The sequence below is a fragment of the Trichococcus alkaliphilus genome (assembly GCF_003008695.1).
GTDB lineage: Bacteria > Bacillota > Bacilli > Lactobacillales > Aerococcaceae > Trichococcus > Trichococcus alkaliphilus.
The window spans coordinates 108072-132141 of record NZ_PXZT01000004.1; the positions used below are offsets into that span (position 1 = coordinate 108072).

Consider the following 24070-nt stretch of genomic DNA (forward strand, 5'->3'; position numbering starts at 1 on the left):
GGGGACAATTAAGATGTTTGATATAACAGGTGCCTTATCAAATGGCAATTTTATTTATCTGATGAAGGGCGTGGGGAGCACACTTTCTTTCTCTGTGCTGGCCATCGCCATCAGCTTCATCATCGGCTTAGGCCTCGGGATCGTCCGTTACATGAAGGTTCCGGTCGTGTCTAATGGTCTCGGCTTCCTAATGGATGTCATCCGCAGCGTGCCGTTGCTCTTGATTATCGTGGTCTTTTATTTTGGTTTTCCGCAGTTAGGCTATCGTTTTAGTGCCTTTGGAGCGGCCTTGATCGCCTTCGTGGTGTTCGAGTCATGCATGATTGCAGAAATCGTACGCGCCGGGCTAAAATCTGTCGCAGTGGGTCAAATGGAAGCGGGGCTTTCCACTGGGTTCACTTTTGCCGAAACGATGCGGCACATCATCATACCGCAAGGCGTCCGTTCGATGGTTCCGTCTCTGGTGTCGCAATTCATTTCTTTGATCAAGGATACCTCCCTGACGACGATCATCTCGTTTTCGGAGCTGACTTACCGCTCAAAGATCATCTATTCGATGGATTCGGCCTATGTATTGCCGATGTATGTCATCATGGCTTTCCTGTACTGGGTCATTTGCCACACGCTTTCGAAGGCTTCCAAACGCTTTGAAGTCGATTATTGATCCTGCGTGGTGAAAAAATGAAAAGAATAGGGTTCCGGGATAAAACCGGAATCCTATTCTTTTGTCTGCATTTCAATCTGATTGGGCGTCCTAGCGGTAATGTAGATTGCTTGTTTGCCCATCTGTTCCCATGCCAGGATAAAGTGCAGACGACCGATTTTCTGGTCCTTTTGACCGTATGGATTGTTGATATAAAGATTATTGTCGTCGTATCCAACGACCGCAACGCTGTGCATGATGTAGCTGATGTTGACCGGACCCGTAGGCGTTTGCCACACCTCCAATGCGTCATCGATCATGAAGGTGGTCGTCGTGACGACCCAAACGGGATAGCCTTGGTCTAAGGCCGCGATGACAAAATCAAAGGCCTGTCCGCTGATATCCTCCACGCGATCGGATGGGATGTATTCGGATGCCAAGGCCGCGATGGGGCCATGGTAGACGCAAAAACCATAATCAGCTCCGGTCACATCGCCGACAAAACCCTGATTCGGGTTGCCTTGCAACCCATTTTCATAGTAGATCGGAACGACTGGAAGCCGGTCAGCGAGCTCGTTTTTCGTGACCATGATCCCGTTGTACTGTAGGATCATAGCAAGCGAGGTGACTTCGCAGCCTAGCAACAGGGCCGGCGGATCCAGCTGATTCAGGAGTGGCACATCCAGCCGCACAGACGCAGAAGGTCTGGATTGCAAAATCATCCCGGATTCTGCGGTCTCTGGTTCGGCTTCATCAGGTTCCATGTGAATGAGACTCAGTGGTATCAAACCGAGTAAAATGCCAGAAAACAGCGTTATGTTGAGCCTGCCCCTTTTCATCATGATCCTCCTTATCCGGCATGGCTGGCTGCGCTTAAGCATATGCTTTACGCTTACATTTTAGCATATTCCGCAGTCCAGGACGATTGAAACGTCCCGATGCACACCGTGAGAACCAAGGGCATCGTGCTTGTCGACCGCAGGATGTGCTCAGCTCAATAACCGGACGATTCGCATTTATAAAAAGGGTTGACCAATCCTAGCTTGTTTGTTCATAATGAAAGAAATCAGTTTTAAGATGAATGGACAGCAAAAATGCTGTCTGATGGAGGATATTATGATTTGGAGTAAAATGAAACCGCAGTTGGAGAACTTCCTCGCGCCTGCGTTAGTCGGCAGAGTGGAGTATCTATCCACCAGCTATCGCTTTTCACCCGATAAAAACGGTCAGTGCTGCATAGCCGTGGACAATAAAAAAATCTTCAACATGAAGGATGGAAGCACAGGAATAAGGTGGTTCCTCTCGGAACAGGATATCAAGAATGATCCCGCCGTCATGATTCCGCTAAGAGAAGATGAAATTGAACAAATCAGGAAAGAAACCGGCGGAAAAGTGCCGGAAGAACGGTTGGCAGTGATTGCGAACGACCGCAAACTGTTGACCTATGCCAAGGGAACGATGGCCGCCCAAGTGGCCTTAGGCAAAGCCGATTTCTACAAAACCGCTAATGCGTTTCTGAGCCAACCCATCGAAGAAAGCCTCGCGAGCAATGACATCCTGTTGAACTGCTTGGCCTTGCTGGACAGGCGCGTCGGCAAAAAGCGGATCATGGATATGGAAAAATCAGTGAAAATGAAGCATCCGATTGTGCAATACTTCTATGGGTTAAGGCGCAGCGCTATGTAGCGTCAGCTGGAGAATCCAATATCCCGTGCATGCCATCGAAAAAAAGGCTGTCAGACGCAAAAACGGAACCGCTCAGGTGAATGGCCTGAGCGGTTCCGTTTTTTGCGTCTAAAAGTAACTTTTATAAATTATTTTCAAGCGAAAATTGTGCCCGTTTCTTTTCGAACCTTTGATAAATGCTGCTGCCGAGAAGCCCGAAGAGAATCGGTCCAATGATCAGCAAAAAGGCTTGGACATATTCTCCGGTCTGGAATGGCTGATAGACTTGGAAGGTGATGGCGATCAAGGTAGCCGTGCAGACGCTCAGCGAGCAAAGGTACCCTTGCCAGTGCGAAGCAATCAGTGAATGCTTCAGCAATCCAGGGTTCTTGATGCGATAGAACGGATAACTTGCGGCTACGACGAAATACGGAATGGCGCGGGCTACATTTGTCATATAGGTTAATTGATTGAATAATGCGCCTAAAATGGTACTATTTAAAGATAATCCTATGATGCAGACAGAAACGACTGCGGCTTGGATCCATAGCGCCGTTTGCGGCATTTCTTTCTGATTGATTTTTGTCAGGAATTGCGGCCAGATTTCCTTTGGCGTTCCTTGGATCAAACTTTTTAACGGGGTGTAGGTGATCGAAGACAACAACCCGATATAGGCTACGAACAAGGTAAAGGCAGTATAGCGTATGAACGCTTGATAAAGGAACATCTGAGCGGCTGCGGACAGACCGAATGAAATGCTGATGTTATTGGCCAGGCTACCCATCAAACCGTACATCAGATTTCCGAGGTGGAATTGATCGGTTTCGCGTAGCACATTCAGGTTATTTGCGCCGCTCCAAAGCATGATGCCACCGAAATAGAGGACGACGATGATCACGGCACTGATGATCAACGCTTTCGGAAATTTCTTTCTTTGTTCGCCGGATTTGTCCACCAGGCTGGCGATTGTGTCGAGCCCGCCGAATGCGGTGATGGCGAAAATAAAGAAGGGCAACTGCGAAAGGAACGAGTCACTGGTTCCCTTGAAGAAACTCGGGGCAGCCAGGCTTTGTTGCATGTTCTGCATGATGAGCTGCGGATTGTTCACCATCAGCAACAGATTGCCGATTCCGGAAATAAGCAGCAGACCGACCATTGCATAGCTGCTCGTCTTCAGGAATGAAAAGACGGCTTGGTGTCCACGGTTGATCACCCAAGTCATGCAAAATACGGCGAAGAGCGAGAGCACCATGATCCAGTATGCTGTATCGATCCCGAACCATTGCTCAGCGGAAGTCAAGTCCCGCCCGAAAAGCATGATCGTGAAAGGAATCAATAATTTCATGAACAGGCTGATGATCCAAGTGAAGTAGCTGCAGTACCAAAGAAAAGCGGTAATGAAAGCGATTCGCGGCGAGAAAGCATCTTTCAGCCAATCATAAATGCCGCCTGTGCGATTCGAATAGGTGCGCGTATATTCTGATACAATAAGGGCATAAGGGATAAAATAAAAAAACGCGCTGATCAAAAACCAAGGGAATGCTTTCAGACCCATCATGAAAAAAGAGGACGACATACTTGAAAAAGAGTATACTGTCATGACGATGATCAGAATCAGATTGAAAAATGATAGACTTTTGATTTGTTTCATAATAAACTCCTTAGTAAATAATTTACTTCCAACAATTGGTATCATCATAGTAACTTTTTGGATAAAGGGCAACAGAAATCCATAGATTTCGAAAAATATAGGGAATTGGAGTAGTGAACAATGTCACAAATGGATGTTTGGTTGGAAGAGCAAAGAAAGGAATGGCAGGCGGATTTTTTGGGTTTGGCCCAGGATGTTGCCCCACCCTGCCAACAGACCGAATTGCGCTGGACGCATGTAGCCGGAAACACAAGTGATCACTACAAATCCATTCGCTTACGGATCGGCAAGGGCATCGCTGGTGAAGTTTGGCGCACAGGCAGGGAACAACGCGCCACTGATATTCAATCAGACAGTCAAAATCTTTTAAAGTATCCAATCGCAAGGCTAGAGCACCTCGATATGACAATCGGCATCCCGATAATGAAGAACGGCATCATCCGTGCGGTTTTGTTGCTGGGATACCGCAAACCGATTGGTACTGATGTTCCAGACGTGACTGCTGTCTACGCAGCATTGCCAGTCTTATCGGCCCTATTGGAAGAAGGGCGGCATAAAAATGACTGATTCGATTGAACGCATTCCACAAATTTTGCCCCAACCGACTTGGCTCTTGGATGCTGATTATACTGTAATCGACAAGAATGCACAGGCAGAAAAGTTCGAGAAAGATTATGTAATTTCAATGGAATATGCGGTTCAGGTAGCCAAAGGAACTTGTTGTGCTTTCCATACCGATAAAACAGCATGCAAAAATTGTCCGCTCGAGAATAAATGGGCGGCTTCGGATGGGTTCCCGATCACTTTTATGGGCCGCGACGGGGTGTCCTATGAATTTTTCGGGAAACTTGTGAAAAGGGAACACAACTGGATTCTGGAGATCCGCTATATCGATAAGCCCTTCGAATCAGAGGGGAAAAGCATGTTGACCTACTTGAACGAAGCCCGCGAGAGTGAGCAAAAAAGGATTGCGCGCGAACTCCATGATGGGATCGCTCAGAGCATCTACAGCTTGATGCTTGAAACGAGAGGGCTGAAGTGGACACCGGTTGAGGACCATCAACAGAAGCTCCAGGCGATCGATAGGCATTTTGCGGACGTGCTTTTGGAAATCAAGAGTTTGGCTACCGAATTGCGTCCGAGCATTCTCGATGATGTCGGGCTTATCCCGGCAATCAACCAGTTTGTTGAACAGACGATGGAAATGACAGGATTCATCATCCATGTTATCGTTGAAGGAGAGCGGAACGCTCTCACCAGCCGAGGGAATGTCGTCATCTACCGCAGTATTCAAGAGGCAATCTCGAATGTTTTGAAATATTCCGGAGAAAATGAAGCTACCATCACCGTTGATTTTGAACAAGATGAACTGCGCGTTACGATAGCGGACGAAGGAAAAGGATTCATCTACGATCCTTATCATCTCGGATTCGGTCTGCTGAATTTGCGGGAACGCGCCCACTCTGTAGGCGGGAAAATGGAAGTCGATACAGGTATAGAAAAAGGGACACGCATCACATTGATCGTGCCTTATAAGGAGGGCTTGGCATGAAAATCATTATTGCGGACGATCATGCACTGGTGCGCAACGCGCTGACCTTCATGTTGAATGCGCAACCGGACATGGAGGTCGTCGGGGACGCCGCAGACGGCAACGAAGTTTTCATGAAGCTTGAAAATACGCAGGCCGACTTGGTGCTGATGGACATCAGTATGCCTCCCGGGGAAAACGGTTTGCATACAACGCGCCGGATCAAAGAAACGCATCCGGATGTCAAAGTGATCGTCTTGACGATGCATGATGAGGAAAGTTACGTCCGGGAAGCTTTGAATGCAGGAGCCGATGGTTTCATCCTCAAAAGCACAACCGACGACATCTTGCTGGACGGCATCCGGAAAGTCAATGCCAATCAACGTTATTACAGTGGTTATCCAAGCGACAAGTTGGATGAGTTGGATACGTTTGAGGGAGACAGTCTTTATGACAGTCTTTCAAAACGGGAAAAAGAAGTCCTTCCGCTCGTCGCTTTAGGGCACAACAATCGGGAAATAGCCGAAAAACTGTACATTTCCGTCAAAACGGTAGAGGTGCATAAAGCGAACATCAGAAAAAAACTGAAGGTCGACAGCTATGCCGATCTTTTGCGTTATAGTGTGAAAAATCATCTGGTCGATTTCTAGGAGGAATAAGATGAAAATAGGAATCATGTACGTGCTTCACGGCAGAAAAACCAGCATCCCGCAAAAACTATCCAATATCGTCCAAGATTTCAGTGACACTTTGGACTTTCCCCAAGCGATCGGTATGCTGGAGGGCCAACAACAGACGATGGAGGACGCGGTCAAGGAGTTGGAAAAACAAACGGTGGACAAAATCATTGTCGTTCCTGTGCTGCTTTTTCCGGCCACACACGCCCGGGAGGATATCCCGCAGCGTATGCAGGCATGCGCCGCTGTTCCGTTTGAAATATGCAGGACGATTGGTACGACGAAAGCGATCTATGACTGGTTGAAAGACCGTTTGCAGGAAGCAGCAGCGAGCCACCCGACGTTGCCCGTTATGTTGGTCGCGCACGGCACGACCCATTATCCTGAACCAGGCGAACAATTGGAAAGGATTGCTGCCGCTTTAAGTTCCGATTTGGGGCGCGAAGTCTTCGCTTCAAACCATCTTGGTGACCCGCACTATCAGGCGATTTCCGGAGCACAGCCCTACATCGTGCAACGGCTGTTCTTTACAGATGGATACTTGGCCCAAAAAATAGGATGCTGGTTCGAAAAAAATCGACCTCAGGATGTGTTGCTGGAACAATTGCTCGATGCAGAAGCCGTCCATAAAGCCCTTAAGGAACGGTTGGAGGATACCGGATGTATCCGATGATGGTCGACATCAGCAAACGGAAAGTCGTGGTGGTCGGCGGCGGCAAGATCGCGACGCGGAAACTGAAGGAATTGCTCCTTTGCGGTGCCCAGCCGACCGTCATCGCTCCTGCCGTAAGTCAGGAAATCCTGGAGTGGGCTGAAAGCGGCAAAGCATTACTGGTCAGGCGGGCATACAAATCCGGCGATCTTGATGATGCAACCTTCATCTTTATCTGTACGGATGATCCGGATACAAACAAAGCGATAAGGTCGGAGGTCGGTCCGCATCAGTTCCTGAACGACACAACCGACCGCAGCAACAGCGACTTCATCAATCTCGCGACGCTGCGCCAGGATGACTATCTCGTGGCTGTCTCCACTTTCGGGAACGATCCGCGGAAAGCCAAACGTTTGCTTCATGAAATAGCCGAAAAAATAAATCCGACTCAAGCCTAGTGCTTGAGTTTTTTTGTTGCGGGTGGAGTTGCGAAGCGGGGATGACCACGGGAAAACAGGTGGTTCTATACCGGAACTCCGACGAGCGCCCCTTCGCCGGAGATAACGGCGCTTTTACGTGCTGTCCTCCGGAGAAGGCTGCTTAATCGGAGCTGAGCATGGTGAAAGCAGCCGTAACTCCGGCCAGATTGCCTTGACCGGAGTTGGGCAACTCGGACCGGAGGCAGATTCTCCGTTGTATGCTCTCCTTTGCTTTCTCCGTTGCATCCGCGCACAACGTTTTTGTCCAAAATATGGCATTCAATAAAACATAGGCGTTTCCCTAATATTAAATGATTCACAAATCCTTTATTGTGAATTTTATAACAACGAATAGAAGAGGGTGCGCAAATGAGAGAACATTTGGTCTTGATCGGAAACGGTATGGCAGGGGTTCGTTTGGTTGAAGAAATTCTGGAAAGGGATCCGGAACGCTATGATATAACCATCATCGGGAAGGAATGCTACCCGAATTACAATCGTATCATGCTATCCAATGTGCTGCAGAATAAAATGACGGTGGATGAAATCATCACCAATCCATATACATGGTACGAAGAGAACAACATCACGCTGATCAATGAAGATCCGGCGGTCGGAGTCGATACAGCGAACAAGATGGTCACAAGCGAAAAAGGGCTGAAGATTCCTTACGATAAACTGGTTTTTGCGACAGGTTCCCATCCTTTCATTTTGCCGATACCCGGTTCGCAGAAAGACGGCGTAGTCGCTTTCCGCACCATCGATGATACGGCTGAAATGATGGAAGCTGCAGGAAAGCACAAGAAAGCTGTTGTCATCGGCGGCGGTTTGCTTGGGCTGGAAGCCGCGAAAGGCCTTCAGCTGCAGGGAATGGACGTCACCATAGTCCATTTGGCCAAATGGTTGATGGAAACGCAATTGGACGAAAGAGCAGGGAAATTGTTGCAGGGGGACCTGGAGGCACAGGGGCTGAAATTCCTGCTGGAATATGCGACAACTGAAATATTGGGTGACGAGCGCGTCACCGGACTGCGCTTCAAGGACGGCACCACGATCGATACGGATCTTGTCGTCATGTCGATCGGCATCCGACCAGCTGCCGAATTGGCGCGCGAAGCCGGTCTGGAAGTAAACCGCGGGCTTGTCGTGAATGACTTCATGGAAACCAATCTGCCGTCGATCTATGGAATAGGAGAATGCGTGGAACATGACGGAAAAACCTACGGATTGGTGGCTCCTTTGTTTGAACAGGGGAAAGTGCTGGCTGACGTTTTGACCGGCATCGAAGCAAAACCATACCAAGGATCCAAGACGTTCACTTCCTTGAAAGTTTCCGGATGCGATCTGTATTCGGCTGGGAACATCATGGACACTGAAGGGATGCAGAGCATCGAAGCTTTTGACGGCGTCAACCGGAACTACAAAAAAGTGTTCATCAAGGACAACCGCATCGAGGGGATCGTCCTCTACGGCGAAACTTCTGACGGAAACCGATACTACAACATGATGAAAAAAGGCCAGGAAATCGCTGATCTGCAATCGATCGCGATCCTGCAGGCCGCCGGTGAAGACGCAGGCAGTGATGACGTCGTTGCCTGGGATGATGAAGAGACCGTCTGCGGCTGTAATGGCGTCACGAAAGGCGACATCATCAGAGGCATCCGCGACAAAGGCTTGTCGAATGTAGCTGAAGTCGGAAAAGTAACCAAAGCCGGGACCAGTTGTGGAAAATGCAAACCGCAGATCCAAACTTTGTTGGAGCATGAACTGGGCGAAGGCGTCACATCTTCAACCGGCATCTGTTCCTGCACGGATTTGAACAGGGACCAAGTCATGACGCAGATCTATGCGAAGCATCTGACGAAAAGCTCAGATGTATTCAGGGAACTTCATTTCGCAAATCCTGAGGGTTGCGCGAAATGCAGACCGGCTGTCAATTTCTATTTGAATGTCGCCTTCCCGACTGAACATAAAGATGAACGCCAATCACGCTATGTGAATGAGCGGATGCATGCCAATATCCAAAAGGACGGAACGTTCTCGGTCATTCCGAGAATGAGGGGCGGCCAGACGAATCCGCAGCAATTGCTGCAGATCGCCAAAGTAGCCGAAAAATACAGCGTGCCATTGGTGAAAGTCACCGGCAGCCAACGGATTGGTCTTTACGGCGTCAAGAAGCAGGACCTTCCGGCCATCTGGAAAGAATTGGACATGGTTTCAGCACAGGCCTATGCGAAAGCCTTCCGCTCGGTCAAAACCTGTGTTGGGAAGAACTTCTGCAGATTCGGAACCCAGGATTCGATGGGGCTTGGCATCAAATTGGAAGAACGCTTTGAATTCATCGACACACCGCACAAATTCAAAGTCGGCGTATCGGCTTGTCCGCGCAGCTGTGTAGAATCCGGCGTGAAGGATTTCGGCATCATCTGTGTGGAGAACGGCTATCAGATCTATATCGGCGGAAATGGCGGTACTGAAGTCAAGGAAGCCCTGCTTCTTACGACAGTGGAAACGGAAGAAGAAGTTATCGAATATTGCGGCGCTTTGCTGCAGTACTATCGCGAAACAGGCATTTATGCCGAAAGGACCGCTCCATGGATGGAACGTTTAGGATTTGAAGCGGTTAAACATATCCTGAGCGATGCTGCAAAAAGGAAAGACTTGATTGAGGCATTGGATGTGGCAACAGCAGTGAAACGGAAAGATCCATGGCATGAAATTGTCGGCGATCGCGACATCCAGGAAAAATTGTATTCGATTGACAGAAGAGAACTTGTGACGGTGGGTGATTAAGATGACAGAAAAAATATTTTTGACAACAACAAATGCCTTGCTGCCGCAAGTCGGGCGCTCCGTTTCAATCGGAGAAAAAAAGATAGCCCTTTTCCAACTATCCGACGGCCGCATCACAGCCATCGAAGATTTTTGCCCGCTGACAAACGGGCCAGTACTGGAAGGGATTGTATCTGGGGAATATCTCTACGAACCGCTGCGGGATTATAAAATCTCCTTGCTGGACGGGCGCATCCAGGATCCTGATGAAGGCCTGTTAAAGGTGTATGAGTTGTTGCTTGAAGACGGGAACATATACCTGAAGGTCGCTTCCTTATGATCCATTTCGTCGGCGCCGGACCGGGCGATCCGGAATTGATGACTGCCAAAGGTGTGCGGCTGTTGCAGCACGCCGATGCGGTCATCTACGACCGGCTGGTTAATCCTTTGTTGCTCTTTCATTGCAAGGAGACTTGCCTTTTCATCTATGTCGGCAAAACACCCGATCGGAAATCGATCAAACAAGCTGAAATCAATGCGAAGCTGGTCGAAACCGCCGGCACCCTTGACTCTGTCGTACGTCTGAAAGGCGGTGATCCAGCCATCTTTGGGCGTCTGACGGAAGAATTGGAGGCGTGCCAAGAGGCGGGTATCCGTTTCGACATCACGCCAGGAATCACTGCCGCCAGCGGCACAGCCAGCTACAGCGGCATTTCGCTGACTCAAAGAGGCATAGCCACTTCGGTGACTTTCACGACAGGCAGACTTATCGATAACGAGAAAAACACTTTCCAGCAATTATTGAATGGCCAGACCGTCTGCCTTTATATGGGTGTGGAGGCGCTCGACCGCTTCGTGGAGGCAGCCTTGGCGCAAGGAATGAGAGCGGATATGCCCATGCTGATAACCCAATGGGGTACATACGGCAGACAGTCGAAAATACAAGGAACGCTTACGGACATCAGGCAAAAAATCAGCGAAACCAAAATCGAGAATCCGGCCATGATCATCCTGGGTGAAGTCGTCCACGCCGGGGAACGCTTCGACTGGTTTTCTGACTTGCCTGAAAAAGGCGACTCTAAGTTGTACGTCTCAACCCGGAAACCAGTTATGGAAGCCTTGCTCGAACAGACGCAAAAGGGCGCAGATGTCTGGTGGATGCAAGTAGGCGAAGGACGCGACCGCCGCTTTGATGCTGTAAACAGCCACTACTTGGCGGAACAGCATTTCGATAGCATCATCTTTGATGATGCAACAGCAAAAAATATATATGAAGCGGAAAAGGTGAAGCCATTATGGGAGCATTGAGCCCGAAAGAATTATTAGAAGAAGCCATTCTAAGAGGCAAACATAAAGCCGATTACAGTATCACGACAATGGCTGCATTGGGTATCATGGCCGGTGTCTTCATAGGACTGGCGGGCGTTGCCATGATCCGCACAATGGGATCGATGCCAGCTGAGTGGGGTACGCTCGTCAACTTATTGGGGGCGATGGTTTTCCCGGTCGGACTCATCTGCCTGCTGTTGGTGGGCGGTGAATTGGTGACGGGGAATATGTTGTCCGTATCACTTGCGTTGTTCGCAAAAGAAATATCCGGAAAATCATGGTTGAAGAACATGGCAGTCGTCACACTCTTCAACCTGATTGGAGCCCTTTTTGTAGCTTACTTCTTTGGCTACTTGTCCGGCACGCTGCAAGGAGCGTTTATCGATAGGACGATTGCTGTCGCCAGAGGCCGTATCGATGTGGCACCCGTTCAATTGTTCTTTTCTTCGGTTGCCTGCAATATCCTGGTCTGCACAGGCGTTTACATGAACTATGCAGCCAAGGATTTCATCGGGAAAATCTTCGGCACTTTTCTGCCGATCATGGCTTTTGTGATTGCTGGTTATCAGCATGTCGTTGCAAACATGTTCTTGATCCCGGCAGGAATTTTTGCCGGTGGGGCGACTTGGGCGGAATTTATTCTGAACATCAGCATCGTCTGGATCGGGAATCTGGTAGGAGGCGGTTTCTTCATGGGCGGGCTTTATTTCATGGCGTACAGAATCGGTATGCAGAAGTGAAGATATCCGTTTGATTACAAGCGAAAGTCCTCTATAATAGTGAAAGAAGGGAGGTCGCTGCATGAAGACACTAAAAGTAGGGACGCGCAGCAGTGCGTTGGCGCTGAAACAAACCGAGCTGGTCATTGAGGCTCTGAAAAAAGTGGACCCCACAGTAATAGTCGAGGTGGTTGGCATCACCACCAAAGGGGACAGGCTTGTGCATGTGCCTTTGACGCAAATCGGCGGCAAGGGCGTATTTGTGAAGGAAGTCGAGGCCCAATTGTTGGATAAGACAATCGATTTTGCTGTGCACAGCCTCAAGGACATGCCTGCCCGTTTGCCGGAAGGATTGACCATCGTCGCGACACCCAAGCGGGCTAATCCGCTCGATTGCTTGATCTGGAACGACGACAAACCCTTTTCAGGGCCAAAAGCGCCTTTAGTGATAGGCACGAGCAGTGTGCGCCGGATCAACCAATTGAAGACTGCATTTCCGAACATGTCGTTTGTGCCGATCCGCGGCAATATCGAAACCCGCCTCAGGAAGATGAAGGAAGAAGATTTGAATGGTATCGTCCTGGCGGCGGCAGGACTTGAAAGGATGGACTATCTGAAGGGACTGCATACGCTCATGCTTGAACCGGAAGTCTGTGTTCCGGCGATTGGGCAAGGAATCATGGCTGTCCAATGCCGGGAGGAGGACAAGGAACTGATTGAGCTGCTCAGCGGCATCAATGATGAAGCTGCTTCATTGGCTTGTCTTACGGAGCGTTCCTTCCTGCATCGCGCAAATGGCAACTGCGACTTGCCGATAGGCGGCTATGCGCATCGATTGAATGATGGAAACTGGGAATTTTTAGCGTTTTTAGCAGGTTCGATCGACGAAACCGGAGTCACGAAACGTTACATCGGAGAAGATCCGCTGAAGCTGGCGGAAACAGCAGCGGACGAATTATTGCCATGAAGAAAGCGATGTTGTTGACAAGGCCCTTGGTCATGAATGCGGAAGATCAAATCCGGTTCCGTGCGCAAGGGTTCGGACAGTTTTATGAAATCCCCCTATGTGAAATCAAACAGATGCCGATAACGGAAGCCATCAAAAGAAAAATCAACGCGGTCGAGTGGCTTTTCTTTACGAGTCAAGCGCCTGTAGCAAGCGTTCTGGCAGTCATCGAAAAGGGACATCGGCCATTTATTGCCGTTATCGGCAAAAAAACCGGCGAAATGGTCCGGTCTTGTGGATTTGAAGTGGCTTTCGTCAGCCCGCAGGAAACAAAAAAACAGTTTGTTTCAGCTTGGCAAGAACAATTTCCAGCGGGGACATCGATTTTCTACCCGAAGAGCCAGCTCGCCGATGATTCCATCGAACAACTTTTGGGGATCGAAAATGAGGTAACCGGTTCGGTCCTGTACCGCAATGTCTTCCTGGAGGAACGCAAAGCGGAATTGGCGGAGCTGCTCAATATGGGTGAACTGTCCGCTGTTTATTTCGCCAGCCCGTCGGCATGGAAGAGATTTCTTTCGGTCTACAACAAAACCGAAAAAAAGCCGCTCGTTTTCTATGCTATAGGTGCTACGACAAAAAAAGCCATCAACGACAGCGGCTATGAGGGTGTTCTGTTCCAACGATAAGCAAGCAGGTGCAAAGATCATCCCGATCTCCGCGCCTGCTTTTTTTGTCGGATCGGCCTGTTTTCCGGGTATCCAAACTTGGCGAAGGCCTTCGTGCTATACGCTGCCGTGAGGAAGTTGTAGAATGTATGTAAAAGATAGGTTTCGTACCTTATAGAATACGTTCTGCAGAAGGGAGAATCGAGATGGGGAATCTGTACAAAGATAAATTAAGCGGCAGCCGGATTGGCATCGTTTTTGGAGCCTTCGCGCCTTGCCATATCGGCCATTTGGAAGTCATCTTGGAGGCCAAGAAGGAGAATGACGGTTGCGTCGTGATCGTCTGCGGCCAGGAGGGCGATTTCGGCGAGCCGTTCGGTCTGGATGTCTACAGAAGATTCCGGTATATGCGCGAATTGTTTGCGGATGATAACCAGATCTATGTCGTGATGGCAGCCGGCCAAGGCATCCCGCAAAAAGAAAACGACTGGGAGTCCTGGTTGCAAATCATCAAGCTCAAGATAGCTGATTCATTGCAGCATAGTGATGCGCAAAAGATCTGGTATACCGGGAAAACAGCGCAGGCTGAGGCATTGGGAAAAGAGTCCGAGGATGAAGTCCATTTGGTGGACACGAGCCTGTACCCGGTCACCGGCCTGAATATCCGCAATGATGCCTTGCGCTATTTTAACGCCATCGCCTTGCCTTTCCGGCGCGCATTCACGAAAAAAGTGCTGGTTTTGGGCGCCCCGAGTGGTGGCAAAACAACGCTGGTCAAGGATTTGGCGAAACTGTATTCCTGTCCCTACAGTTTCGAATATTCACGCCAGTACCAAGAGGAATCGAATGTGAATGATTTCGAACTCGATGGCATGGACTACCAGCGGTTGGTCACCGGTCAGTTCCAGCTGAACCGGGACACGATCGCGGATCCCGCCAGTCAAGGGATGGCGATTTTGGACACGGATGTGATGGTCACAAAAGTCTACGCACGCCTTGGCGCTCAGGATGAGGATTATGCGATCACTTCGGAAGAGTACGCAATCGTGGAGCAGTCAGCCAACGCGTTCATTGCGCGCCAACTGTGGGATTTGATCCTGGTTGTTCCACCGACTCTGAAATATGTCGACGATGGATACCGAAATATGGAATTTTCGGAGGATGCCTTTTTGATGACCATCCATGAGATGATGCTGGAGGAAATCTCAAGAAGCGGAAATTTGGATAAAGTCGTCATGTTGGATGCAAAAGGAATCGGCGATAAGGACGAGTTCAGTTATTATGCCCGGTACAAACAAGCAAAAGAAGCGATTGATCAGATGATGGGGCACAGCTAATAAGACATCGAAAATTTAAGTTGCAGGGTGTTCGGGAAAAACGATCACCCTTGTTCGTTTATGTCTGATTTTCACGGAAGCTATCGCGTGTTATGCTACCCCTATCACCCAGTTCAGAAAAGGAACATCTTTTTCGAATTTTGGCACATAAATCGCACATAACAAACTTAACGGGGGAATTAACATGGCTAAAATCGTATCGTCTGTAGCAGAGTTGATCGGAGATACGCCGATCGTCAAATTAAGCAAAGTCGTACCGGCAGGCTTTGCCGATGTCTATTTGAAATTAGAGGCGTTCAATGTCGGCGGCAGCATAAAGGATCGCATCGCCTTGAATATGATCGCGACAGCGGAAGCAGAGGGAATCTTGAAGCCGGGCGACACGATCGTTGAGCCGACCAGCGGCAACACAGGCGTAGGTTTGGCGATGTTGGCGGCAGCGAAAGGCTATAAAGCCATCTTTGTGATGCCGGATACGATGAGCATCGAGCGCCGTCAGTTGCTTTCAGCTTATGGTGCCGAACTCGTGTTGACTCCCGGTGCTGAGGGGATGCCTACAGCAATCGCGAAAGCCAGAGAAATTGCAGCCCAACCTGGACATTTTCTGCCGCTGCAGTTTGAAAACCCAGCCAATCCGGCTATCCATGAAACGACTACCGGCCCGGAAATCATAGCAGCATTCGATGGTGTCGGCCCGGATGCCTTCTTATCGGCTGTCGGAACTGGTGGCACGATTACAGGGGTAGGGAGAGCTTTACGAAAAGCAAATCCGGATGTCGGCATATATGCCTTGGAACCTTCCGAATCAGCGGTATTGAGCGGCGGCCAAAAAGGACCGCATAAGATCCAAGGAATCGGTACAGGCTTCATTCCTCAAGTTTTGGACACGGCTGTATTCGACGGCGTATTCCAGGTTTCAAGTGAAGAAGCTTTCGAAATGACCCGCAGATTGGCCAAAGAAGAAGGCATTCTTGTGGGAATCTCCAGCGGTGCGGCAGTAGCAGGAGCCATCGCTTTGGCTGGTCAACTTGGTGCAGGCAAGTCGGTAGTGACGATTGCACCGGACAATGGCGAAAGATACCTTTCCACACCAGTATTTCAAAATTAAGCAATATACCGAATAATGATAGTGCCCCAACCACAGCAGGAGCTGTTCCTGTGGTTGGGGCACTTTTTTTGCGCGCTAGATTTGGTGGCAGCTTATATTTGTGTATGTTTCGCTACTTTTTTTCCGCAATTCTTCGTATGGATTTCGAGGAAATGAGGGGGTGCGTTCTTTTAAAATGGAATCAGAACAAGAAAAGGAGCAACGGTTGGCCGGACTGAAAAATTAGGAGGCGTCAATATGAAACCAGTCGTAATCATTCCAGCTCTTAACCCTGACGAAAAGTTGGTTTTATTGGTTGAAGAGCTACAGAAACAGGATCTGCACACTATCGTGGTGGACGATGGCAGTGGTGCGGAACATGCAGCAATTTTCGAACTTTTGAAAAGCAAATATGCATGCGATATCTGCACGCATACCGGGAATCTCGGCAAAGGGCGGGCCTTGAAGTCGGGCATACGATTCCTTTTGGACAAGTATCCGGATATCCCAAGTTTTGTGACAGCGGACGCAGATGGTCAACACGCGGCCGGAAACATCTGAGAAATCGCCGGCGCGCTGAGCCAAAATCCTCAGGCACTTGTGTTGGGCGTACGGAATTTCGAAGAAAAGGGCATTCCCTTCCGTAGCCGCTTCGGCAACCGAATGACTTCTTGCGTGTTCCGTGCAGCGACAGGCATCCGTTGCCAAGATACCCAGACCGGATTGCGCGGTATTCCGATTCGGTACGCAGATCTGTGCCTCGCACTGACCGGGGAAAGATACGAGTATGAGATGAACATGCTTATGTCATTTGCGGAAAACAAAATTCCGTTCAAGCAAGTGCCGATTGAGACCATCTACATCGAGAATAATCGAGCTTCACATTTTAATCCAATCAAGGACTCGGTCCGCATCTATTGGAATATCCTGAGATACAGTCTGTCCTCAGCCCTGTCCTCTCTGCTGGACCTCGCTTTGTTCGGATGGTTCAGCACCTACCTGTTCCCAGCCCTGACAGCGAAAATAGGCCTTGCGACCCTGTTGGCCAGATGCATTTCAGGAGCCATAAATTTCATGCTGAATAAGCATTGGGTATTCCAAAACGCACGGTCATTTGGAAACCAAGGAATGAAATACGGTGCTCTCTTCATTTCGCAACTGTCTTTGAGTTGGCTGTTGGTGGAGTTTCTTAGCGGCTTGCCGATCCCTTTGGTGCTGGTAAAGGCACTGGTTGATGGTTTGCTCTTTTTTGCCAGCTACGCAATCCAAAAAAAATACGTATTCAATACGGTAAAGAAAGGACCAGCCATTCTATGAAGCAATATTTATCAAAACCCTATCGTTGGGCCGTCATCTATGCAATCCTGTTGGGTGCTGCTGCTGCCTTCGTTCTGCTGGATGCCTTCGTAATCCCAAAGTCGCTGTCTGAGGTAGCAGCTACAGCTACTGCGACTAGCACAGTCGTTGAAGAGGCAAATTCGGACGCATCCGTAACCATTGATGAACAAACGACCACTGAGGCTATCGTCACCGAAACTTCCTACGAAGATGAAAACATCAAAATAGCCATCGAGACAGGACGGAGCAACAACACCACCTATTATGCGGTGGATATCCAAGTCTCCGATGCCTCATTTCTGAAAACCGCTTTAGCGCAGGACACATACGGCAGGAACATCAAAGCTGCCACTTCAAGTATCGCTGCGAGCCATGAAGCGATACTGGCCATCAACGGCGATTTTTATGGCTTCCGGGATGCTGGATATGTCCTCAGGAATGGAACACTCTACCGCGATACAGCGAGGGAGACCGATGATGCGGAGGCATTAGTCATTGACAATGAGGGCGACTTCTCGATTATTTCCGAAAATGAAACGAGTTTGTCTTCCTTGGACACAACAAACATTGCGCAAATCATTTCTTTCGGACCTTCCTTGATCGAAGGTGGAGAAATAACCGTGGATGCTTCCAGCGAAGTATCCCAATCAATGACCAGCAATCCGCGGACTGCCATCGGCCAAATCTCGCCATTGCACTACATCATCATCGTATCGGATGGCCGGACCGACGAAAGTGAAGGCTTTTCGCTGCTGCAATTGGCGGAAGAAATGAAGAACAGAGGGGCTGTCGCGGCCTATAATTTGGATGGCGGCGGCTCGTCGACACTGTATTTCAACGGTGAAATCATCAATAATCCGACAAACGGCAACAGTACAGAGGAAAGGGAGGTGAGCGACATTGTCTATTTTGGATATGAATAACAAGTTTTTGGTATCAAAGAAAACGGGCCTTACCTACCTCATTTTGACGGTTGTCACGGTCATCATCGAAAAGATTTACAGGCTTTTCGGCCACGGTGTCGCATCACCGTCAATGACTTGGATGTTCTTGTACCCTTTAGCAGGAGGCCTGCTCATTTATCTCGTGAGCCGAGCAAGGGTTGGAATTGGTACTGATGAGCGATTCCGCAGCTTTTTCAACCTCTACCATTCGGGGATCGCCACTCTCACAGTCGCCAGTTTCTTGATGGGGGTTCTGGAAATTGCCGGTACTGATTCTGTCTATCTTCCTTATTTTTACATTGTTGGCTTCGGTATGGTCCTTTTGGGCAGCCTGACCCTGCTGTCGGGAACATCGAAGGGAGTATCCGAACCAAACTGATTCTGTCGTTCACTCTAAATAGTGGCCTTTCGGGTCCTAGAGAACTATAATAGAGTTAATGGATTCAGTGAGATGAGGTGTAGTGCATGTTTACGGATAAACGACTGACGGAAGCCTACGAAAAAGCAAGGATTGAATACATCGACGATACATCCAATTATGTTTTTTTGAGTGACTGTCACAGGGGCGATGGGAGCTTATCAGATGAATTCGCACGGAATAAAAACATTTTTTTGTATGCGATGGAATATTATTATAAGAATGAGTTCATATACGTTGAAAACGGGGATGGCGATGAACTGTGGGAACACCACGAATTCAAGCACATCAAAAATGCCCATCCGGAGGTATTCGCTATCCTGAAACGTTTTTATGACGAAAAACGTCTGATCATGATTTACGGGAACCACAATATCTTTCTGAAAAACCAATGGTATGTGGAACGAAATTACTTCCGGAACTACGATGAGTATTCCGAGTTCTTCTATGATTTCCTCCCTGGAATCCGACCAATCGAAGCATTGGTTTTGAAGGACCGGAAGACGAAACAGGAAATATTCGTCGTTCATGGGATGCAGGGCGATCTGCCGAACGATCAACTGTGGTACCCAACCATGCTTTCCCTGAAGTACTTTTGGCGGTTCCTGCACGCATTCGGCGTCAAGAGCCCGACTAGTCCCGTGAAAAATATGAACAAACGGCATAAAATAGAAAAAAACTACGTGAAGTGGATCCAGAAGCATGAAAAAATGCTGATTTGCGGCCATACGCACCGCTTCAAATATCCGAAGACCAAAGATTTGCCTTACTTCAATTCGGGTTGCTGCATCTATCCAACAAGCATCACTGCCATCGAGATTACCGGTGGCCAGATCCAATTGGTCAGATGGAAAACACGGGTGAATGAAGATGGCTTGCTCCAGATCAGACGGGAAATCATGCGCGGACCGGATCCAATCGGGAAATTCGATATCCGGGCGAGTGTCAAAAATGAACCTGCAACTGAATAATATTGCGCAACCGACTCTTCTTGCCATCTAGAAGAGTCTTTTTTTTTTCAAAACGAAAGACTGCAAAAGCAAAAGGGATTGCGTTCGCTCGTTGGCGGAAATTGGTTTGCACTCCCAAGGGTTGACTGATAGAATGAAGGAATGCGTTCATTGAATGAAGTTATTCTTTATGCAAATGGAACGCTGTTTCAATTCTTAACAGTGGGGGAAGAAATGGCAAAAAGAAAAACTTCAGGCAAGCACAAACTGTTGCGGCTGCTGTTGCTATTTACATGGTTTCTCATCCTTACCTGGATCGAGATACACGAAGGAGTCGATCCGACTTCAAACCAGGACGGTACAACCACTACTTCAGTAATCCTGTCCACGGATGATGCGCCTCAATATACAGGTGCGGATACCATTGAAATAAACGGTGGAAAGAGTACCTTTGCTGATTCAGAAATGCACTTTGAAGGGGAAGGCTGGATCAGTTACGGCGATTTGGATGAGCTGAACCGCGTCACGACAATGGACGCAATGATCACGCCGGAAATGTACCAGACGGGATCCGATGCAAACAGCAGCATCCTGCCGACTGGCTGGTCGAAAAGCAATCAGAATGATGCGAACCCAAAACAGCTGAACCGCGGTCATCTGCTGGCGGATGTGCTCGGCGGGAGCGGTGAGGACTGGCGAAATCTGGTGACGTTGTATCGCAACGCGAACTATCCAGCAATGTATTTCGCCTCGGAATTAATTGTCAGTGAAGCGATTCAATCGGGCACCACCGTCCGCTATCGGGTAACGCCCCTCTTCAAGGGCGATGCATTGATATGCGAAGGGCTGCACATCATGGCAAAGAGTGTCGATGATGATTCGGTCGACCTGAACGTCTATGTCTTCAACGAGCCCAAAGACGCTGTCGAATAGCTATGCGGTATAAAGCTCCTATCATTTTAAAACAGGCATCCATCAGAAATGGATGCCTGTTTATTTTTTGCAGTAAATCGGATTTTGACGCTCCATCATTCTCTGCTTCCATTCATAAAGCGTGATGCCGGTCAGTCCCCCTGCTGTATCGATCAATACATCTGAAAAGGCCGGGCCTCTTCCCGGAACGAAGGACTGATGGAATTCGTCCGATGAGGCATACAGAAATACGAACAGCAACGCATAGAAAGCTGATTTTCCCGCTGATCCTTGTTCTTTCCGATAACGCAAAAACAGGATAGCCAAAATTAAGTATTCGCTGAAATGGCCTGCCTTACGGACAAGGTAACTGAGTGCACCCTGAATGGAACTGCCGGGCCCGATCCCAATCAATTTCAGCAATTCCAAAAGGATGCCGCTTGTTTCGGATGAATCCTGACCATTTTGGTGCGACAGGAGAAAAATGACGCCCATCCAGAGGCATAAAGCAGTAAATTTGGTATTAAAAGTAAAACGCATGCTCGTGGGTCCCTCCGTCCTATTAAATCAGTATAACGCAGCAAGCCATGCCTGAAAAGTGGATAATGATTTTTGCGAAATAATTACTGGTGTAATAATCAAATCAAAAAGGAAAACATTCCACATCTCAGCAAAATTGTTATACAATAGAGTTGGAGATTGATAGCGCTTACGTCCCGGTGTCAGGAGATGACTTTTGCCGGCACAAACAGCGCAATCCAACAGTAAAGGAGTCCTTTGCATGTCGCTTGAAGAAAAATACCGTATTCCGGTCGAGAAGCTGCGCTGGAGTTATCTCCATACCGGCGAACTGAATTTTTGCGAATCATCCAGGGATGTCCCTCCCTTGCAAGGCATCATCGGTCAGGATCGGGCCGTGAAATCGATGGACTTCGGTTTGGGAATGACAGTGCCTGGCTACAATATTTTCGTTTCCGGCCCACCAGGAACCGGAAAGAGCACCTACGTCCAGACGGTAGTATCCAGATTGGCCGAGAAAGGCATTACGCCTGATGATTGGTGCTATATCTATAATTTTGCCGATCGGGACAAACCAATCGCGGTGTCTCTGCCACCAGGGGAGGGCAAAGTATTCCGCAATGACATGACCGAGTTTGTTGAGGACATGCGCAGCCTCATTCCGAAAACGTTCGAGAGCAGTGATTATGATCAACAGAAAGGCACCATTATCCAAGTGGTGCAGGAAAAGGTTGATTCTGTTTTTCGGAGCATCGAACAGGAGGCTCTCAAATCGGGATTCGTCGTTCGGCAAGCACCTGGACGCGTGGCTTTGATACCGATCAAAGATGGCAAGCAGCTTTCCCCGGAAGAATATAAAGCTCTTTCGGCTGAAGAACGCAAAACCATTGATGAAAATACCTACAAGCTTGAAAAGAGGCTCGATGAAATTATCCGCGGATCCCGTGCACTCGAAAAAGAGGCCGACAAACAGCTCAAGGAATTGGACAGGCAGATCACCCGGTTTGCGACGGAACCTCCCATCGCCAGATTAAAAGAAAAATACGCATATTCGGAAAAAATCCAGGATTATCTCGACAAAGTGCAGACTGACATCACCGAAAACAACATCATTTTCCGTTTGGCCGATGCACCGCAAGCGCAAAATCCGTTTCAATTGCCGGAAAACGACGGTGACCCCTTCATAAAATACAAAGTCAACCTCTTTGTGAACAATGAAAACAGTAAAGGCGCTCCGGCGATCATTGAACCTTTTACGAATTATTACAATATCTTCGGGAAAATCGAATACAAAAATCAATTCATGTACACGACCACTGATTTCACCATGGTAAAAGCCGGCGCTATCCATCAGGCAAACGGCGGATATCTGGTGCTGCAGGCCAAAGATGTCCTTTTTGATCCATTCATGTGGGATGCCCTGAAAAAAGTTTTGAAACATCAACAAGCCTTGATCGAGAACATCGGCGAGCAGTACCGCTATGTGCCGACCGTGACTCTGAAACCAGAGACCATTCCATTGAACGTCAAAATCATTTTGATCGGTAGTCCGATATTCTACAAAGTGCTGACTTATGATGAAGATTTCAGGAAACTGTTCAAAGTAAAAGTCGATTTCGATATCAGTATGGACCGCAACGGAGAGAATATCAGAAAATATGTCTCATTCATCAGCTCAATCTGTGAGGAAACAGGAATCCTCCATTTTGACCGAAGCGGCTTAGGTAAAATCATTGAGTACGGATCACGTCTTGCGGGCAATCAGACCAAATTATCCACTCAATTCAACGAAATTACGGAGATTGTCCATGAATCCAGCGCCATCGCCAAACACGAGGGGGCACCGATGGTTTCGGATATTCACGTGAAAAGAGCTCTTGCTGACAGGAAATACAGGGCCAATATGATCGAGGAAAAATTCCAGGAAATGTTATTGAGGGACAAAATCATGATCGATACTCAGGATTCAGTCATCGGTCAAGTGAACGGCCTCTCAGTGATCCAGACCGAAGAATACGCTTTTGGCCACCCGACGCGGATCACAGCCCGTACCTATATCGGTTCGAACGGAGTGACAAACATTGAGCGCGAAACCAAAATGAGCGGCAGTAGCCATTCAAAAGGGGTATTGACGTTGGCAGGCTTTCTCGGCGGGCAGTTTGCACAGGAAAAACCGCTGGCAGTAAGCGCCCAATTGACTTTTGAACAGAATTACGGAGGTGTCGACGGGGACAGTGCCTCCAGTGCTGAACTTTATGCGCTCCTGTCCAGCCTTGGTGATGCGCCACTGAGGCAGAATCTTGCTGTCACGGGTTCCATCAATCAGAAAGGTGAAATCCAACCAATCGGCGGTGCCACCGAAAAGATCGAAAGCTTTTTCGATCTTTGTGAGGCGAAAGGTTTGACTGGAGAGCAAGGGGTCATCATTCCGAATCAAAATGTGGACGATCTGATGCTGAAGGAGGAAATCATCGAGGCAGTGAATGCTGCTAAATTCCATATCTATTCCGTCAAAACAGTTTCGGAAGGTATCGAGCTGTTGACGGGGCTGAATTGCGGAAAACGCGAATCGGACGGAAATTTCACGGAAGGCAGCGTCTTCCATAAAGTCCAACAGAAACTGGAAAAATACAACAAGAGCATCGAAGCTGCTCAAGCTGCAAGTGACCGGTACGGCAGCGTCAGTAGCGACGAGTACGACTTAGAATGATGTATCCTTGGGAGGATAGTCGCGTGTATTTTAGCTGAAAGGAAGAGTTGAGCAGGGACCCTACCGGTTTCAGCTCGGCTCTTTTCATATGTCCGGCAGCCAATTTTTCAATAAAAAACAGGT

At 48.6% G+C, this 24070-nt stretch carries 25 protein-coding genes; 22 read left to right on the plus strand and 3 right to left on the minus strand.

Translation table 11 applies throughout. The features are described from left to right. The first annotated feature begins 13 nt into the window (after positions 1-13). Positions 14-664 carry an amino acid ABC transporter permease gene (locus C7R73_RS05280; protein ID WP_106449479.1) on the plus strand — a complete coding sequence of 217 codons (651 nt, stop codon included), beginning with the start codon at positions 14-16 and terminating at the stop codon, positions 662-664. Between the two features lie 53 nt (positions 665-717). On the opposite strand, the gene C7R73_RS05285 is transcribed toward C7R73_RS05280, so the two are convergent. Next, entirely contained in the window at positions 718-1407 is a 690-nt protein-coding gene (locus C7R73_RS05285; RefSeq protein ID WP_161525865.1) for a C39 family peptidase, read from the minus strand. A 352-nt stretch (positions 1408-1759) separates the two neighbouring features. Between C7R73_RS05285 and C7R73_RS05290 the strand changes: the two genes are divergently transcribed. Then, positions 1760-2329, plus strand: coding sequence for an SF0329 family protein (locus tag C7R73_RS05290; RefSeq protein ID WP_106449481.1), 570 nt, complete (start codon positions 1760-1762; stop codon positions 2327-2329). Positions 2330-2450: 121 nt separating this feature from the next. Here the strand turns inward: C7R73_RS05290 and C7R73_RS05295 are convergent, their stop codons facing one another. Beyond that, complete coding sequence (locus tag C7R73_RS05295; RefSeq protein WP_106449482.1) at positions 2451-3959, minus strand: amino acid permease; 1509 nt, start codon at positions 3957-3959, stop codon at positions 2451-2453. Between the two features lie 120 nt (positions 3960-4079). On the opposite strand from C7R73_RS05295, the gene C7R73_RS05300 reads away from it, so the two are divergent. The 19 genes from C7R73_RS05300 to C7R73_RS05390 all read left to right on the plus strand — a co-directional run bounded on the left by C7R73_RS05300 (position 4080) and on the right by C7R73_RS05390 (position 20739). Then, on the plus strand, positions 4080-4526 hold the full coding sequence (locus C7R73_RS05300; RefSeq protein ID WP_106449483.1) for a GAF domain-containing protein: 447 nt from the start codon (positions 4080-4082) through the stop codon (positions 4524-4526). After that, positions 4519-5511: a sensor histidine kinase gene (locus tag C7R73_RS05305; RefSeq protein WP_106449484.1), complete on the plus strand. Its 993-nt coding sequence runs from the start codon at positions 4519-4521 to the stop codon at positions 5509-5511. The genes C7R73_RS05300 and C7R73_RS05305 overlap by 8 nt, the downstream gene beginning before the upstream one ends. Continuing rightward, on the plus strand, positions 5508-6140 hold the full coding sequence (locus C7R73_RS05310; RefSeq protein ID WP_106449485.1) for a response regulator: 633 nt from the start codon (positions 5508-5510) through the stop codon (positions 6138-6140). The genes C7R73_RS05305 and C7R73_RS05310 overlap by 4 nt, the downstream gene beginning before the upstream one ends. Before the next feature lie 10 nt (positions 6141-6150). Next, complete coding sequence (locus C7R73_RS05315) at positions 6151-6840, plus strand: sirohydrochlorin chelatase (RefSeq protein WP_106449486.1); 690 nt, start codon at positions 6151-6153, stop codon at positions 6838-6840. Further along, a complete protein-coding gene (locus C7R73_RS05320; RefSeq protein ID WP_106449487.1) occupies positions 6828-7277 on the plus strand; it encodes a precorrin-2 dehydrogenase/sirohydrochlorin ferrochelatase family protein in 450 nt (149 codons plus the stop codon). Before C7R73_RS05315 ends, C7R73_RS05320 begins: the two co-directional genes overlap by 13 nt. A 390-nt stretch (positions 7278-7667) precedes the next feature. Then, complete coding sequence (gene nirB / locus C7R73_RS05325; protein ID WP_106449488.1) at positions 7668-10091, plus strand: nitrite reductase large subunit NirB; 2424 nt, start codon at positions 7668-7670, stop codon at positions 10089-10091. Position 10092: 1 nt separating this feature from the next. Then, positions 10093-10410, plus strand: coding sequence for a nitrite reductase (NAD(P)H) small subunit (locus C7R73_RS05330; RefSeq protein WP_106449489.1), 318 nt, complete (start codon positions 10093-10095; stop codon positions 10408-10410). Beyond that, a complete protein-coding gene (gene cobA / locus C7R73_RS05335) occupies positions 10407-11378 on the plus strand; it encodes a uroporphyrinogen-III C-methyltransferase (protein WP_106449490.1) in 972 nt (323 codons plus the stop codon). Before C7R73_RS05330 ends, cobA begins: the two co-directional genes overlap by 4 nt. Further along, positions 11366-12139: a formate/nitrite transporter family protein gene (locus C7R73_RS05340; protein WP_106449491.1), complete on the plus strand. Its 774-nt coding sequence runs from the start codon at positions 11366-11368 to the stop codon at positions 12137-12139. Before cobA ends, C7R73_RS05340 begins: the two co-directional genes overlap by 13 nt. Before the next feature lie 61 nt (positions 12140-12200). After that, on the plus strand, positions 12201-13085 hold the full coding sequence (gene hemC, locus C7R73_RS05345) for a hydroxymethylbilane synthase (protein ID WP_106449492.1): 885 nt from the start codon (positions 12201-12203) through the stop codon (positions 13083-13085). After that, on the plus strand, positions 13082-13753 hold the full coding sequence (locus tag C7R73_RS05350) for a uroporphyrinogen-III synthase (RefSeq protein WP_106449493.1): 672 nt from the start codon (positions 13082-13084) through the stop codon (positions 13751-13753). The genes hemC and C7R73_RS05350 overlap by 4 nt, the downstream gene beginning before the upstream one ends. Before the next feature lie 185 nt (positions 13754-13938). Next, positions 13939-15069: an AAA family ATPase gene (locus C7R73_RS05355; RefSeq protein ID WP_106449494.1), complete on the plus strand. Its 1131-nt coding sequence runs from the start codon at positions 13939-13941 to the stop codon at positions 15067-15069. A gap of 184 nt (positions 15070-15253) precedes the next feature. Then, positions 15254-16177, plus strand: a complete 924-nt coding sequence (gene cysK / locus C7R73_RS05360) for a cysteine synthase A (RefSeq protein ID WP_106449495.1) — start codon at positions 15254-15256, stop codon at positions 16175-16177. Between the two features lie 237 nt (positions 16178-16414). Continuing rightward, the gene (locus tag C7R73_RS05365) at positions 16415-16717 is read left to right on the plus strand and encodes a glycosyltransferase (RefSeq protein WP_106449496.1); all 303 of its coding nucleotides are present in this window, start codon (positions 16415-16417) and stop codon (positions 16715-16717) included. Between the two features lie 42 nt (positions 16718-16759). Continuing rightward, complete coding sequence (locus C7R73_RS05370; RefSeq protein WP_161525866.1) at positions 16760-17473, plus strand: GtrA family protein; 714 nt, start codon at positions 16760-16762, stop codon at positions 17471-17473. After that, positions 17470-18417: a phosphodiester glycosidase family protein gene (locus C7R73_RS05375; protein ID WP_106449498.1), complete on the plus strand. Its 948-nt coding sequence runs from the start codon at positions 17470-17472 to the stop codon at positions 18415-18417. The genes C7R73_RS05370 and C7R73_RS05375 overlap by 4 nt, the downstream gene beginning before the upstream one ends. After that, positions 18395-18817 carry a hypothetical protein gene (locus C7R73_RS05380; RefSeq protein WP_161525867.1) on the plus strand — a complete coding sequence of 141 codons (423 nt, stop codon included), beginning with the start codon at positions 18395-18397 and terminating at the stop codon, positions 18815-18817. Before C7R73_RS05375 ends, C7R73_RS05380 begins: the two co-directional genes overlap by 23 nt. Positions 18818-18903: 86 nt before the next feature. Continuing rightward, positions 18904-19827 carry a metallophosphoesterase gene (locus C7R73_RS05385; RefSeq protein WP_106449500.1) on the plus strand — a complete coding sequence of 308 codons (924 nt, stop codon included), beginning with the start codon at positions 18904-18906 and terminating at the stop codon, positions 19825-19827. Between the two features lie 213 nt (positions 19828-20040). Further along, positions 20041-20739, plus strand: coding sequence for a DNA/RNA non-specific endonuclease (locus C7R73_RS05390; RefSeq protein ID WP_161525868.1), 699 nt, complete (start codon positions 20041-20043; stop codon positions 20737-20739). Between the two features lie 60 nt (positions 20740-20799). On the opposite strand, the gene C7R73_RS05395 is transcribed toward C7R73_RS05390, so the two are convergent. Further along, positions 20800-21258 carry a VanZ family protein gene (locus C7R73_RS05395; RefSeq protein WP_106449502.1) on the minus strand — a complete coding sequence of 153 codons (459 nt, stop codon included), beginning with the start codon at positions 21256-21258 and terminating at the stop codon, positions 20800-20802. A 241-nt stretch (positions 21259-21499) separates the two neighbouring features. Between C7R73_RS05395 and C7R73_RS05400 the strand changes: the two genes are divergently transcribed. Next, on the plus strand, positions 21500-23947 hold the full coding sequence (locus C7R73_RS05400; RefSeq protein WP_106449503.1) for an AAA family ATPase: 2448 nt from the start codon (positions 21500-21502) through the stop codon (positions 23945-23947). The last annotated feature ends 123 nt before the right edge of the window (positions 23948-24070 follow it).

Bases quoted from the DNA above. Each gene is read 5' to 3' on its own strand.
- C7R73_RS05280 (WP_106449479.1), top strand. From the start codon at position 14: ATGTTTGATATAACAGGTGCCTTATCAAATGGCAATTTTATTTATCTG.
- C7R73_RS05285 (WP_161525865.1), bottom strand. From the start codon at position 1,407: ATGGAACCTGATGAAGCCGAACCAGAGACCGCAGAATCCGGGATGATT.
- C7R73_RS05290 (WP_106449481.1), top strand. From the start codon at position 1,760: ATGATTTGGAGTAAAATGAAACCGCAGTTGGAGAACTTCCTCGCGCCT.
- C7R73_RS05295 (WP_106449482.1), bottom strand. From the start codon at position 3,959: ATGAAACAAATCAAAAGTCTATCATTTTTCAATCTGATTCTGATCATC.
- C7R73_RS05300 (WP_106449483.1), top strand. From the start codon at position 4,080: ATGTCACAAATGGATGTTTGGTTGGAAGAGCAAAGAAAGGAATGGCAG.
- C7R73_RS05305 (WP_106449484.1), top strand. From the start codon at position 4,519: ATGACTGATTCGATTGAACGCATTCCACAAATTTTGCCCCAACCGACT.
- C7R73_RS05310 (WP_106449485.1), top strand. From the start codon at position 5,508: ATGAAAATCATTATTGCGGACGATCATGCACTGGTGCGCAACGCGCTG.
- C7R73_RS05315 (WP_106449486.1), top strand. From the start codon at position 6,151: ATGAAAATAGGAATCATGTACGTGCTTCACGGCAGAAAAACCAGCATC.
- C7R73_RS05320 (WP_106449487.1), top strand. From the start codon at position 6,828: ATGTATCCGATGATGGTCGACATCAGCAAACGGAAAGTCGTGGTGGTC.
- nirB (WP_106449488.1), top strand. From the start codon at position 7,668: ATGAGAGAACATTTGGTCTTGATCGGAAACGGTATGGCAGGGGTTCGT.
- C7R73_RS05330 (WP_106449489.1), top strand. From the start codon at position 10,093: ATGACAGAAAAAATATTTTTGACAACAACAAATGCCTTGCTGCCGCAA.
- cobA (WP_106449490.1), top strand. From the start codon at position 10,407: ATGATCCATTTCGTCGGCGCCGGACCGGGCGATCCGGAATTGATGACT.
- C7R73_RS05340 (WP_106449491.1), top strand. From the start codon at position 11,366: ATGGGAGCATTGAGCCCGAAAGAATTATTAGAAGAAGCCATTCTAAGA.
- hemC (WP_106449492.1), top strand. From the start codon at position 12,201: ATGAAGACACTAAAAGTAGGGACGCGCAGCAGTGCGTTGGCGCTGAAA.
- C7R73_RS05350 (WP_106449493.1), top strand. From the start codon at position 13,082: ATGAAGAAAGCGATGTTGTTGACAAGGCCCTTGGTCATGAATGCGGAA.
- C7R73_RS05355 (WP_106449494.1), top strand. From the start codon at position 13,939: ATGGGGAATCTGTACAAAGATAAATTAAGCGGCAGCCGGATTGGCATC.
- cysK (WP_106449495.1), top strand. From the start codon at position 15,254: ATGGCTAAAATCGTATCGTCTGTAGCAGAGTTGATCGGAGATACGCCG.
- C7R73_RS05365 (WP_106449496.1), top strand. From the start codon at position 16,415: ATGAAACCAGTCGTAATCATTCCAGCTCTTAACCCTGACGAAAAGTTG.
- C7R73_RS05375 (WP_106449498.1), top strand. From the start codon at position 17,470: ATGAAGCAATATTTATCAAAACCCTATCGTTGGGCCGTCATCTATGCA.
- C7R73_RS05385 (WP_106449500.1), top strand. From the start codon at position 18,904: ATGTTTACGGATAAACGACTGACGGAAGCCTACGAAAAAGCAAGGATT.
- C7R73_RS05390 (WP_161525868.1), top strand. From the start codon at position 20,041: ATGGCAAAAAGAAAAACTTCAGGCAAGCACAAACTGTTGCGGCTGCTG.
- C7R73_RS05395 (WP_106449502.1), bottom strand. From the start codon at position 21,258: ATGCGTTTTACTTTTAATACCAAATTTACTGCTTTATGCCTCTGGATG.
- C7R73_RS05400 (WP_106449503.1), top strand. From the start codon at position 21,500: ATGTCGCTTGAAGAAAAATACCGTATTCCGGTCGAGAAGCTGCGCTGG.